Origin of the sequence: Allosaccharopolyspora coralli (genome assembly GCF_009664835.1) — a bacterium.
GTDB classification, from domain to species: domain Bacteria; phylum Actinomycetota; class Actinomycetes; order Mycobacteriales; family Pseudonocardiaceae; genus Allosaccharopolyspora; species Allosaccharopolyspora coralli.
In genome coordinates this window covers 486688-498841 of the sequence record NZ_CP045929.1, presented here as the reverse complement: position 1 = coordinate 498841, position 12154 = coordinate 486688, and the positions used below count along the sequence as shown (strand labels likewise).

Below are 12154 nucleotides of genomic sequence, written 5' to 3'. Positions count from 1 at the left end.
CCGGTCACTCCTGCTCCTCGTGACGGCTCGGATTCGAGCGGGGCTGTTCGGTCGAGACTGGTTCGGCCTTGGCGTGCCGACCCCGGCGAATTCCTTGCTGGAAGTTCGACATCCTGCCACGGACCGCGTCGGGCGACCGGGGCGCGGCAGGCTTTCGCGGGGTACTCGGCTGCGGTTTCTGCGCGGCGGAACCGGGCAGCAGGTTCGATTTCGGTACCCGTTTGGGCAAGCCGGCCGTGGTGGTGCTCTCCTCGGCCTTCCTGGTCTGTTCGGCCAGTGCGTCGGCGGCCTCCCACCCGGCGTCGGCGGAACCCCATCCGGGGTCCTCACCGCGAGCGGTGGGCAGTGGCCTGCCCGTCAGGACGGTGTCCCCAGGCCCGGTGCTCGACCGGGAATCGTCGCCGGACGAGGTCGGCGCCTCCGACGCGGTCTCCGCGGCTTCGAACGGTCCGTCGGTCTCGGACAGCTCGCCGAATCCGGGCTCGGCGTCGGCGCCATCGCTTTCGCGGAACCACTGCGACAAGACGGCCTCGTAGATCGGTAGGCGTTGCGTCGGCGCGTCGTCGGCCTCGGCGGGCTCCGGCGACCCCAGCGGCGCGAACGGGGAAGGCTGTTCGGTCTCGGCGGCACCGGTGTCCACGGCGCTGCCGTTCGGGAGTCCCTCGTCGGGCGGGGTCACCGGCTCGAACTGGGACGTCTTCGCTTCCTCGAAGGGGCTGTGGAACAGCCCGCCCGGGTCCTCGATCCCCGGCGGCGTACCGCACTGTCCTTCGTGTACGTCGTCCGCCCGGTCGTCGGTGTCGTCCGAGTGGTCCGCACCGAATCCGTTCGCGCCACCGAATCCGGCGATCAGCGGCGACAACGAGGTGGACGTGGGCTCTTCGTCGGGCTCCGGTTCGCCGGCGTGCGGTTCGTCCTCGGCGCCGCTGTCCCATCGGGGCACGTCGGTAGCGCCGAATCCGCCGCTCTCGGAGACCTGCACCGAGTACTCGTGACGCAACTGCTCGTCGGTCTCGCTCCAGCGACCCTCGTCCGAGTAGTCGGTATCCCAGTCGTCGGCCGTCGGGAAACCGGCGTCCTGCCACGCGGGCTGCGGGGCGAACCCGTTGACCGCGTCGGATCCGCGGGTCGGCGCGGGGTCACCGGCGCCCGCGTGGCCGAACGCGGCGGCGAGACCGGTGTGCGATCCGGTTTCGGTCAGCGGGTCGCGCTCGTCGCCACCGCCGCGGGCGTCCTGCATCGGCACCGGGCCGTCCGGGGTGAGCTGCGAGACGTACTCGCCCATGATCCGCACGGTGGCGGTGACCCCGCCCTCGAGGTCGGCGTTGTTCTCCAGCGAGACCGCGATGTTGTGCCTGCGAGCCAGCACCGAGACGACGTAGAGACCCATGCGCCGCGAGACCGCGACGTCGACCTCGGGTGGCCTGCCGAGCCGATAGTTGATCTCGTCGAGCTCACCGGCGTCGATGCCGACACCCCGGTCGCGGATCTCCAGGACCAGCTCCGCCCTGCGGTAGGCGGTGCGGATGCCGACCTCGGTGTCCGGGTTGGAGAACACGGTGGCGTTCTCCAGCAGCTCGGCGATGAGGTGCACGATGTCGTTGACGGCGCGGCCCTGCACGGCCAGTTCCGGCGTCTCGGCGATGGCGACACGGGCGTACTGCTCGACCTCGGAGACCGCCGCACCGAGCACCTCGGAGAGCGGGACCGGCTTCATCATTCGCCGCGTGAGGTCGGTGCCGCCGAGGATGAGCAGGTTCTCGTTGTTTCGCCGCATGCGCGTCGCGAGGTGGTCGAGCTCGAAGAGCTGGCTGAGCTGGTCGGGGTCCTGCTCGTCCTGTTCCAGCGTGTCGATGAGCCCGAGCTGCCGCTGCACCAGCGTCTGAGAGCGGCGGGCGAGGTTGACGAACAGCTCGTTGACGTTCGTGCGCAGCAACGCCTGCTCGGCGGCGAGGTTGAGCGCCTGCTCGTGGACCTGGTCGAACGACCGCGCGACCTGCCCGATCTCTTCCCTGGTGTGCACCGGGACGGGGTCGATCTTGCGGCCCGAGGCGTCGGAGGCGCCGTCGTTGAGGATCGCCTGAACCGCTTCGGGCAGCCGGTACTGCGCGACGTTGAGCGCGCTGCGGCGCAGGGTCCGCAGCGGCAGGAGCAGCGACCGGGCGACCAGCAACGCGATGAACCCGGCGAGCGCGAGCGTGGCGACGATGAGCGACGCCTCGACCCACATCCGGGTGTTCGCGGCTGCGGCGTAGTCGTCGACCTCCGTGCGCAACGCGCCCCGCAACTGCTGGCCGACGGTGGAGCTGCGCTCGATCTTCTCGCCCTGGGCCTGCAGCCACGACGCCGGGGTGAGTTCGCCCATCGACTCGCCGTTCTGCGAACGGACGATCGCGCGCTCTTCGATGTTGTTCGCCTGGTCCACCTGCAGACCGGTGACGGTGTCGTCGTAGGCCTGGACCTGCTCGGGCGTGGCCCACTTGCGGAACTCGGTCAGCGAGGCGTCGCGTTGGGCGTCGGCGGCGAGGTAGTCGCGCAGTTCGGCGGCTTCGAAACCGTCTTCGTGCAGCGCCTGGGTGAGCCTGGCGCGCTTGATCGACTCCTGTTCCTTGACGCGGGAGAGCGCGTTGGTGGCGAGGTAGATCCGGACCAGGTCGGGGTTGTTGAACGTCGTGATGCCCTGTTCGCCCAGGTTGAGCAGGCTCTCGACGGAGTCGGTGTAGGCACGGAGTGCGGCGTCGGGCGGGTAGGCGCTGCCGTCGGCGACCTCGCGCAGGCTCGGCAACCGGTCGAGGTTCGCCGCGGCCTGCACGAACTTGTTCGCGGTCTCGTCGAAACCGGCGTCGTGGTCGGCGTGGTCGGTCTCGACGTCGTCGACCTTCGCCCGGAAGCCGTTGACCGAACGGTCCACCGCCTGGCGCTGGCGGTCCAGCTCGGTGCGGGGCGTGCTGCGTCCCGAAGCGATGTAGTCGACCGTGAGGTCACGTTCGCGCTGCAGCTGGTCGGCGAGGAAACTGGCCTGCGTGTCCAGCTCGACCTGGATCTGGTTGTGCTCGAGTACGTCGGCCTGCTGGTAGTCGTTGACGACCTGGATCGCACCGAACGTGACCGCCGCGATCGACGGGACGAGCAGGACCGTGAGCAGCTTCGTCCGCAACCGCCAGTGGCGAAGCTGCCAGCGTGACCCCCCGTCGCCCTCGCCCGGACGCGCGGAGAAACCGCCGCTTCCGAGCGTCACGGAACGCTTACCGTCAGTAGCAGAGTCATCGCCCGTTCGGGGGGGCTGCGCACCTGCTGTCCCGTCGACGTTGAGCCGATCGGGACCACTCTCTGCTCGGGCCACTCCGGGCTTCCTCACTCCGACAGCGCGATGGGGCGTTTCCCGTGCCGACCTCGGGGGACTGCCGACACGAACAGCTCATATTTGCAGCTCAGCGACAAGGGAACAAGATGGGGCTCCCTCGTCGGCAGGCTGCCGGACCAGGGCCAGCCTGCTCCCCACTGCGGGCTCAGCGTACTGGCGACCAGCACCGAGGGGGAAGCGGGTCGACCCACGGTCCGTAGCGCATCAGGGGCAATGATCCCCCGATCAGGGCGACTGCGCGACGCCCGTGACGAGAAATGCTCACGCACGGAGAGTGTCCAAGCCGCGCGAACCGCTCAGTGAAAATGTGGGAAACAACCCGGGAGTCTGTGATGCCGCTCTCACCTGTTAGGACGCACGACTGTCCGAAAGCGACTCCGGTAGCCGTGTGGCCCCCGCTGCCGCTTGCAGAAAGTGACCAAAGCCGCAGGGCACTCACCTACTCGTAGGTTGACGCTTCGAGTATCGACCCAGGAGAGTGCCTCTGTTCACCACGTCCGCCAGGCCCGCCCGTTCACGTGAGAGAGCGATCCCACCATGCATCGACCCGACGTCCGAATCGGTCACGTAACCCGTAGACCGGTGTCGAGGATGTTTCTCGCTGTTGCGACGACCTGTCTGTTGTTCCTCGCGTCGGGCTGTGGCCTGCTCAGCGGCTCCGAAGCCGACGAGGGCGGTTCCGGGACCGGCGGCCTGGAGAAGTCCAAGATCACCGTCGGCACCATGCCCGCCATCGACGTGGCGCCGCTGCACATGGCCATCCAGCGCGGCTACTTCAAGGAGGCCGGCCTCGAGGTCGAACTCCAGCCCATTCAGGGTGGCGCCGCCGGTATCCCGCTGCTGGCCAACGGCGAACTCGACGTGACCTTCGGCAACTGGGTGTCGTTCTTCAAGGCCCAGCAGGAACAGATCCTCGACCTCAAGATCGTCTCGGACGGCTACCAGGCGGACGACGGCATGTTCCTGACGATGACCATGCCGGGCAACGGCGTCGAGAAGGTCAGCGACCTCAAGGACGGCAAGAAGAAGGTCGCCGTCAACACGCGCAAGAACCTCAACGAACTGAGCCTGATCGCCGCCATGCAGACCCGCGGCGTGCAGCCCGAGGACGTCGAGTTCGTCGTCATGCCGTTCCCGGACATGCCTGCCGCCCTGCAGCGCGGTGACGTCCAGGCCGCCTCGATGATCGAGCCGTTCATCTCCCAGGCCAACCAGCTCGGCGCGAAGACCCTCGTCGACACCGCCACCGGCCCGACCGCCGACATCCCGATCGCCGGCTACGCGGGCACCCAGAAATTCGTCGAGGAGAACCCGAAGACCGCGGCGGCCTTCCAGCGGGTGATGACCCGCGCCCAGACCGAGGCCAGCCAGGACCGCGCCCAGGTCGAGAACGTGCTGCCGTCCTACGCCAAGATCAACGAGAAGACGGCCGCGCTGGTCCGGCTCGGCGTGTTCCCGACCACGCTCGAAGCCGGACGGCTCCAGCGGGTCGCGGAGCTGATGCAGGCCAACGGCGAGCTGCCGCCGAACTTCCAGGTGGAGCCGCTGCTGTTCCAGGCTCCTCCCGAGAACTGATCACGCGCGTAACGGACGGATCGTCAACGATGCGGAATCATCTCCGCAGTGTGGTCGGCGTGGCCGTGTTCCTCGTGCTGTGTGAACTCGTCGCCCGCTCCGGCCTCGCACCGCAGGAGTACCTGCCGCCGCCGTCGGTCGTGCTCACCGAACTCGTTCGGCTGCTCGGCGAGCGGGACTTCGTGCTCGACGTGATCGCCACCGTGCTGGCGTGGGCCATCGCGATGGGTCTGGCCGCGGTCGTCGCGATCCCCGGTGGGCTGCTGCTCGGCAGCGTGCCGGTGTTGCGGACCGCGGTCGGCTCGCTGGTGGACTTCCTGCGTCCGATCCCGTCGGTCGCGTTGATCCCCCTCGTGCTGGTGGCGATCGGCAGTGGACCGGAGTCGAAGATCCTGCTCGCCGTGTACGCGGCGGTGTGGCCGCTGCTGTTCAACACGATGTACGCGCTGCGGGAGATCGACGGCCAGCACGTCGAGACCGCTCGGGCGTTCAACCTGCCCCGGCATCTCGTGCTGCTGCGGGTGCAGTTGCCCAGTGTGGCGCCGTTCGTGCTCACCGGGCTGCGGCTGGCGGCGAGCACCGCGCTGATCGTGCTCATCAGCGTCGAGATGCTCGCGGGCGGCGCGGGCGGACTCGGCCAGTTCATCTTCATCGCAGGCAGCGGAGGCGGACGCATGGATCAGGTCATGGCGGGCACGGTGCTCGCCGGGATCCTCGGCTACCTGGTCAACGCCGGGATGGCCGGTGCTCAGCGCCGCTGGGTGACCTGGGCTCCCGCGGGGGCGGCGACATGACGACAGTGGTCGCGGCTCCCCGCCGAGCACTGAGCGGGTTCGTGCAGCGGTGGACGGTGGTCGTCGTGGCCGTCCTGCTCTGGCAATGGGCCGCCGCGCAGATCGGGAGCCCGTTCTTCCCGACGCCGGTGGCGATCGTGGGCTCCGGCGTCGACGCCTGGTTCAGCGGGCCCCTGTCCCAGGGTTTGCTGACCGACGCGGCGTTTACCGAGATCGTGCCGAGCGTGACCCGGCTGCTGACCGGATGGCTGGTGGCGGCGGTGCTCGGTGTCGCGGGCGGGTTGCTGCTCGGCCGTTCGCAGGCCGCGCTGGCCTACGTCGGCCCGCTGTTGTCGTTCATGCGTGCGATCCCGCCGCCCGCGCTGGTGCCGGTGTTCCTCGTGCTGTTCTCCATCGGCCCCCGCATGCAGCTCGCCACGATCGTGTTCGGCTGCGTGTGGCCGATCCTGCTCAACAGCGCCGACGGGGCACGCTCGGTCGACGCCGTCAAGGTCGAGACCGCGCGCGCGTTCCGTCTCCCCCGGACGTACTGGATCCTCGACGTCGTGCTGCCGAGCGCGCTGCCGAAGATCTTCGCGGGTCTGCGGATCAGCCTCGCCCTGGCGCTGATCATGATGGTCATCTCCGAGCTCGTCGGCGCCACCGACGGCATCGGCCATGCCATGCAGCTCGCCCAGTACGACTTCGACTACACCCGGCTGTGGGCGGGGATCGTGTTGCTCGGAGTCCTCGGCAACCTGCTCAACACCGCCCTGCTCGCGGTCGAGCGCACCGTCCTCGGCGCGACTCGGCCCCCCGACTGACCGAACGAACCTGGAGCCTTCCGTGCCGACCATGCTCGACGTGACCGGACTCGGCCACACCTACGCAGGCGCCAACGGGCACACGGCCGTATCCGACCTGAGCTTCCGCGTCGAAGCAGGCGAGTTGACCTGCATCGTCGGACCGTCCGGGTGCGGCAAGTCGACCCTGCTCCGGGCGATCGCCCACCTGCTCGAACCGACCACCGGCGAGGTCCGGCTGCACGGCGACCTCGTCACGAGCGTTCCCGAGGACCTCGCGGTGGTGTTCCAGGACTACGGGCGTTCGCTGTTCCCGTGGATGACGGTGCGCGGCAACGTCGAGTTCCCGCTGCGTGCCAGGGGCTTGAGCCGCACCGAACGGCGGGAGCGGGCGACCGAGACGCTGGCCTCGGTGGGGTTGGACGCCTCGGCGACGAAGTACCCGTGGCAGCTCTCCGGCGGCATGCAGCAACGCGTCGCGATCGCGCGAGCACTGGCGTGTCGTCCGGCGCTGCTGCTGATGGACGAACCGTTCGCCTCCGTGGACGCCCAGACCCGCTTCGAACTGGAGGACCTGCTGCTGCGCGTGCGCCGCGAGCAGGACACCACGGTGCTGCTGGTCACCCACGACATCGACGAGAGCGTCTACCTCGGCGACCGGATCCTGGTGCTGTCCACCTCGCCCGCCTCGATCGTCGCCGAACTGCCCGTCGACCTCGGCCGCGAGCGGGACCAGATCTCGACCCGCGAGTCGGAGACCTTCGTTCACCTGCGCGGCGAAGTGGCCCGTCTCCTGCGCCAGCCCATCCCCGCCGCCGAGGCACCCGCCGATGCTGGCGAACCGCGCACCCGGCGGCCGCGCTGGTGGCGGTGGGGGCGCGGCTCGACGGAGATCCCGCCGGCCGCCGAGCAGCGCAGCGACGCGCCCCCGGCCGAGGACGTCACTGCGGCTTCCGGCTCCGACGCCCCGGAAGAGTCCACTGCGGATTCCACTGCCGAGCCGGAGACATCCGAGGACTCTGCGACGACGAGGGCTGCCGAATCCCCGGTCGCCGACGAGCCAATCTCCGAGGAAGCCGCCTCCGAAGAAGCTGGTCCCGAAGACTCAGCTTCCGAAAGGGCAGCGGCCGAAGAGCCGGAACCTGCCGACGCGTCCGCCACGGAGCAGGCGTCCGAAGACGGCTCCACGTCCGAGACCGCTCCGGCCGTGGCGCCGCCCGGCGAGTCCAAGAGAGCGCGTCGGCGCAGGCAGGCGCAGGAAACGGCCCGCGCGGCCGAGGCGGAACAGCCGGAGTCGACTCCCGAGGCGTCCACCGAGGACACCGGCAAGAGCGAGGGCACCGCCCGCCGCGCCTGACAGTCGTCGGCACTGAGCCCGTCAGATCGGCGCGGCGAGCGTGTCGTTTCTGTTACGACTGTTCAGGGCGCTGCGGCACTGATTCCACCGCCTGCTCACGGTTGGCGTACTGCCCTTCCGGCAGTGCTTCCAACGCCCGCAGCGTGCCTTCCGACGCCGACCGTTCCCGGGCGTACTCCACCATGTCCGCTTTGGTGGTCGGGAACTGCAACCCCTGCAGCGCCTTGCTGGCCCGGAGTTCGTCACGATCCGTCATCACACACTCCTGACACGAGAGTTCCGGTGCGCGATCCCGCGCCTGCGCCGACCGCATACACAGACACACGAGTCGCCGGCCTCGTCCCAATGGTCGCAGTTCCGCGAGCTGCGGTCCGTCCGGAACCGAACCTTTCGAGCCGACCACCGGCGGGTTCTCACCTCGTGGCCGGCGAGGACAGCGTCGACGTGGTGTAGGGCGCTACTCGATGTCGACGATCCCGCAGCCGGCCGCGAGGTGAGGTTCCGCCACCCAACCACCCACGCAGACTCATCCGCACACCCTGTTACTGGTCCGTCGACTGGTCCATGACGTAGATCGTCGCACCGCCCGGATCCTGGTACGTGGCCAGGAAGCCGCCGGGAATCTCGGTGGGCGCTTCGACCACGCCGAGGGCCTCCGAGCGCCCAGAATGGAAGGTCTCGACGCTGTCCACGACGAACAGCGGGCCGACCGGAGCCTTGGGGTCGTTGGCGTCGAGCATGACTTGCACGTCGCTGCCGGGGAGCGCCAGCGCGACGGTCGCCTCGCCCTCCCGCCAGACCTCCGTGAATCCGAAGGTGTCCCGGTAGAGGGTGAGCGACGCGGCCAGGTCCGAGGTCGGGACGAACAGGAACTCGAGTTTCACGGCGGAACCCCCGGTATCGTAACTGTACTTTGGAAGAGCGTAACTGCATTATGGCTGGATGCGCGAGTGGATTCCGGTATCGACGTCCCCGAAGGGCAGGCTCGCCCTCGCCGCGATCGAGGACTTCGGCACCCGCCCCTTCGAGGAGGTCACGGTCACCGGACTCGCGGCAGCCGCGAATGTCACCACGGGCGCGCTCTATCACCACTTCGGCAGCAAGCTGGGGCTGTACGCGTTCGTGCGGGCGGACGTGGAACGGCGCCTCCTGGACCGAATGGAGGGCGCAGTGGCGGCCGGAGGGCCGGACCGCGCGGCAGCCGTGACCACAGCGCTGCTCGTCGGGCTGGATTTCGCCGTCCGCGAGAACTTCCTCCGCATCCTGGGAGCCCCTCCCGTAGCCACCGACCACGATCGGTTGGCCGAGTCGCTCGACCGATGGACGGTCCCCGCTGCCCCACCGCTCGGCCGAGTGCTCGCGGCGGCGTGGCGTGCCGCCCTATCGGCGATCGCCGACGGCGCCGAGCCGGAGCAGGCCCGCGCCGCGATCGCCACTCTCCGACTGGACTCGTCCGGTGCCGAGTGACGGCGAATCGGTCACGCTCGGCAGTGTCGGTGCGACCTACCGCCGCGGCTTCTGCTCGAAAGCCACCGGCCAGCGCCGCCCGCTGATGGCAACGAACAGGACCGCACCGGCCGCCACCGCTCCCGCCGCGGTCTCGACCGGGCCGACAGGGACGATGCGGGCACGTATCCTCGTCGGTGGCGCCGACCGGAAGTGCAGCGCTGCGCCCCCGAACCCGGTAGTGACCGTCCCGACGACCCGAGCGGTCGCCGAGACGTGCGCGCGGCCGGTGACGAACCCGGGGGATTCCCTGTGATCGCGAGACGAACCGAGGAGCCGAGGACGTGACGGACGGACCTCTGATCGTGCAGTCCGACAAGACGGTGCTGCTCGAGGTGGACCACGAACGGGCCGACGACGCCCGGATCGCGATCGCGCCGTTCGCCGAGCTCGAACGCGCCCCCGAGCACGTCCACACCTACCGCATCACCCCGCTCGCCCTGTGGAACGCGCGCGCCGCGGGCCACGACGCCGAGCAGGTCGTCGACGCCCTCGTCAGCTTCACACGGTTCCCCGTGCCGCAGCCGCTGCTCGTCGACATCGCCGACACCATGGGCCGGTTCGGCCGCCTCCAGCTGGCGAACAACCCCGCGCACGGGCTCGTGCTCATCGCACTCGACCGCGCGGTGCTCGAAGAAGTGATGCGGCACAAGAAGATCAAGCCGATGCTCGGCGACCGCATCGACGACGACACCGTCATCGTCCACCCCAGCGAACGAGGCAGGCTCAAGCAGGCGTTGCTCAAGATCGGCTGGCCCGCCGAGGACCTCGCGGGCTACGTCGACGGGGAGGCTCACCCGATCTCGCTGCACGAGGAAGGCTGGCAGCTGCGCGATTACCAGCGCCAAGCCGTGCAGTCGTTCTGGGCAGGCGGCTCCGGTGTCGTCGTGCTGCCGTGCGGCGCGGGCAAGACCCTCGTCGGCGCCGCCGCCATGGCCGAGGCCGAGGCGACCACGTTGATCCTGGTCACCAACACCGTCGCGGGCAGGCAGTGGAAGCGGGAACTGATCGAGCGCACCTCACTGACCGAGGAGGAGATCGGCGAGTACTCCGGGGAGAAGAAGGAGATCCGCCCGGTCACCATCGCGACCTATCAGGTGATCACCCGCAAGTCGAAGGGCGAGTACCAGCACCTCGAACTGTTCGACTCCCGCGACTGGGGCCTGGTCGTCTACGACGAGGTGCACCTGCTGCCCGCGCCGGTGTTCCGGATGACCGCGGACCTGCAGTCCCGGCGTCGGCTCGGGCTCACCGCGACCCTCGTCCGTGAGGACGGCCGCGAAGGCGACGTGTTCTCGTTGATCGGCCCGAAGCGCTACGACGCTCCGTGGAAGGACATCGAGGCACAGGGCTGGATCGCACCCGCCGACTGCGTCGAGGTCCGGGTGACGCTCACCGACAACGAACGCCTGCAGTACGCCACCGCCGAGGCCGAGGACCGCTACAAGCTCTGCGCCACCGCCGCCACCAAGGTGCCCGTGGTCAAAGCCATTCTCGACCAGCATCCCGGCGAGCCCACGCTGGTCATCGGCGCCTACCTCGACCAGCTGCACGAGCTCGGCGAGGCACTCGACGCCCCGATCGTGGAGGGCTCCACGAAGAACAAGGAACGCGAGTCGCTCTTCGACGCGTTCCGCAAGGGCGAGATCAACCGGCTGGTCGTCTCCAAGGTCGCGAACTTCTCCATCGACCTGCCGGAAGCGGCGGTCGCGGTGCAGGTGTCCGGCACGTTCGGGTCCCGGCAGGAGGAGGCGCAGCGACTCGGCCGGTTGCTGCGCCCGAAGGCCGAACGCAACCAGGCGCACTTCTACTCGGTGGTCTCCCGCGACACCCTGGACACCGACTACGCCGCTCACCGGCAGCGTTTCCTCTCCGAACAGGGTTACGCCTACCGCATCGTCGACGCGGACGACCTGCTCGGCCCCGCGCTGCCCGACGCCGGCTGACCTTGCCGAGCGACACCGGAACAGCACGTTCCGTGCACGATGACTCGGCTGTTCAGGGCAGCAAGTCCCTGGTGAGCCGAGGTGTCGCCCTGACCGTTATGCTGAGAGTGACACATTTGTGTCCATGCAACCCCCGAACCGGTTAACGTGACGGGGCAGTCGCAGGCACGGGAGATCGGATGACGACCGACAAGCAGCCCCTCACCGCGGTTGGCGGCGGTGCGCACCGGTTCGTCGGCCTGGCGGAGAACCTCGAACAGCACGCGGGGCGCCCCACCGGCGCCGAACCGCCGAACGTGCGCGGCGACAACCGGGGCTACGGCCTGGTCTTCTTCGAGCTCGACGACTACCACCTGACCTCGGTGATCAGCTCCGGACTCCGCTTCCAGGCCATCGGCGCCGATCCCGCCCAGGAACTCGCCTGCACCGTCTACAAGGAACAGGCCGCCGCCGCGCGGTACCTCGTGGACGTCACGGCCGAACTGCTCGTCACCCAGCGCAGCCACCTCGTCCCGGACCAGATGGTGCCGAACCGGGACGTGCTGCTGCCGGGCACGGAGTTCCACGGCGTGCTCGCGGGAGGCCACCCGCTGTTCCCGCCGGAGTTCACCCGGTTCACCGACCCCGGTGGTGTCGAGCAGCTCCAGGTGTTCACGCTGCTGCCGGTGACGCTCGGCGAGGTCAACTACGTGCTCGACCACGGGGTGACCGCGCTGCGCCAGCAGTGGGCGCGGTTCGAGGTGGACGTCTTCGACCTCGGCCGCCCCAGCGTCGTCTGAGAACTCAGTTCGGGGCAGGTGGTCTTGCTCGGTGGGTCGGGTGGCGGTCGA

10 protein-coding genes and 1 pseudogene are annotated in these 12154 nt (G+C 69.2%); 8 read left to right on the top strand and 3 right to left on the bottom strand.

Translation table 11 applies throughout. The features are described from left to right. Window positions 1–4 precede the first annotated feature (4 nt). Window positions 5–3238 (bottom strand): sensor histidine kinase, encoded by a 3234-nt coding sequence (locus GIY23_RS02365; protein ID WP_187351999.1) that lies wholly within the window; start codon window positions 3236–3238, stop codon window positions 5–7. A 717-nt stretch (window positions 3239–3955) separates the two neighbouring features. Between GIY23_RS02365 and GIY23_RS02360 the strand changes: the two genes are divergently transcribed. From GIY23_RS02360 to GIY23_RS22890, 4 genes and pseudogenes are all read left to right on the top strand, one after another. After that, complete coding sequence (locus tag GIY23_RS02360) at window positions 3956–4939, top strand: ABC transporter substrate-binding protein (protein WP_222850220.1); 984 nt, start codon at window positions 3956–3958, stop codon at window positions 4937–4939. Between the two features lie 29 nt (window positions 4940–4968). After that, entirely contained in the window at window positions 4969–5733 is a 765-nt protein-coding gene (locus GIY23_RS02355; RefSeq protein ID WP_154075161.1) for an ABC transporter permease, read from the top strand. Then, the gene (locus GIY23_RS02350; protein WP_154075160.1) at window positions 5730–6536 is read left to right on the top strand and encodes an ABC transporter permease; all 807 of its coding nucleotides are present in this window, start codon (window positions 5730–5732) and stop codon (window positions 6534–6536) included. The genes GIY23_RS02355 and GIY23_RS02350 overlap by 4 nt, the downstream gene beginning before the upstream one ends. 22 nt (window positions 6537–6558) lie before the next feature. Beyond that, window positions 6559–7356 (top strand): annotated as a pseudogene (locus GIY23_RS22890) (ABC transporter ATP-binding protein); the annotation flags it as partial. 568 nt (window positions 7357–7924) lie between these two features. Here the strand turns inward: GIY23_RS22890 and GIY23_RS02340 are convergent. Continuing rightward, complete coding sequence (locus tag GIY23_RS02340; RefSeq protein ID WP_154075158.1) at window positions 7925–8128, bottom strand: DUF2795 domain-containing protein; 204 nt, start codon at window positions 8126–8128, stop codon at window positions 7925–7927. A 286-nt stretch (window positions 8129–8414) separates the two neighbouring features. Continuing rightward, entirely contained in the window at window positions 8415–8756 is a 342-nt protein-coding gene (locus tag GIY23_RS02335) for a VOC family protein (protein ID WP_154075157.1), read from the bottom strand. 58 nt (window positions 8757–8814) lie between these two features. Between GIY23_RS02335 and GIY23_RS02330 the strand changes: the two genes are divergently transcribed. The 4 genes from GIY23_RS02330 to GIY23_RS02315 all read left to right on the top strand — a co-directional run bounded on the left by GIY23_RS02330 (window position 8815) and on the right by GIY23_RS02315 (window position 12103). Then, on the top strand, window positions 8815–9339 hold the full coding sequence (locus GIY23_RS02330; RefSeq protein WP_154075156.1) for a TetR/AcrR family transcriptional regulator: 525 nt from the start codon (window positions 8815–8817) through the stop codon (window positions 9337–9339). Next, complete coding sequence (locus GIY23_RS02325; RefSeq protein WP_154075155.1) at window positions 9329–9634, top strand: hypothetical protein; 306 nt, start codon at window positions 9329–9331, stop codon at window positions 9632–9634. Before GIY23_RS02330 ends, GIY23_RS02325 begins: the two co-directional genes overlap by 11 nt. Window positions 9635–9662: 28 nt before the next feature. Further along, a complete protein-coding gene (locus tag GIY23_RS02320; RefSeq protein ID WP_154075154.1) occupies window positions 9663–11324 on the top strand; it encodes a DNA repair helicase XPB in 1662 nt (553 codons plus the stop codon). Between the two features lie 179 nt (window positions 11325–11503). Next, window positions 11504–12103, top strand: coding sequence for a suppressor of fused domain protein (locus tag GIY23_RS02315; protein ID WP_154075153.1), 600 nt, complete (start codon window positions 11504–11506; stop codon window positions 12101–12103). Window positions 12104–12154: the final 51 nt, after the last annotated feature.

Bases quoted from the DNA above. Each gene is read 5' to 3' on its own strand.
- GIY23_RS02315 (WP_154075153.1), top strand. From the start codon at position 11,504: ATGACGACCGACAAGCAGCCCCTCACCGCGGTTGGCGGCGGTGCGCAC.
- GIY23_RS02340 (WP_154075158.1), bottom strand. From the start codon at position 8,128: ATGACGGATCGTGACGAACTCCGGGCCAGCAAGGCGCTGCAGGGGTTG.
- GIY23_RS02360 (WP_222850220.1), top strand. From the start codon at position 3,956: ATGTTTCTCGCTGTTGCGACGACCTGTCTGTTGTTCCTCGCGTCGGGC.
- GIY23_RS02330 (WP_154075156.1), top strand. From the start codon at position 8,815: ATGCGCGAGTGGATTCCGGTATCGACGTCCCCGAAGGGCAGGCTCGCC.
- GIY23_RS02355 (WP_154075161.1), top strand. From the start codon at position 4,969: ATGCGGAATCATCTCCGCAGTGTGGTCGGCGTGGCCGTGTTCCTCGTG.
- GIY23_RS02350 (WP_154075160.1), top strand. From the start codon at position 5,730: ATGACGACAGTGGTCGCGGCTCCCCGCCGAGCACTGAGCGGGTTCGTG.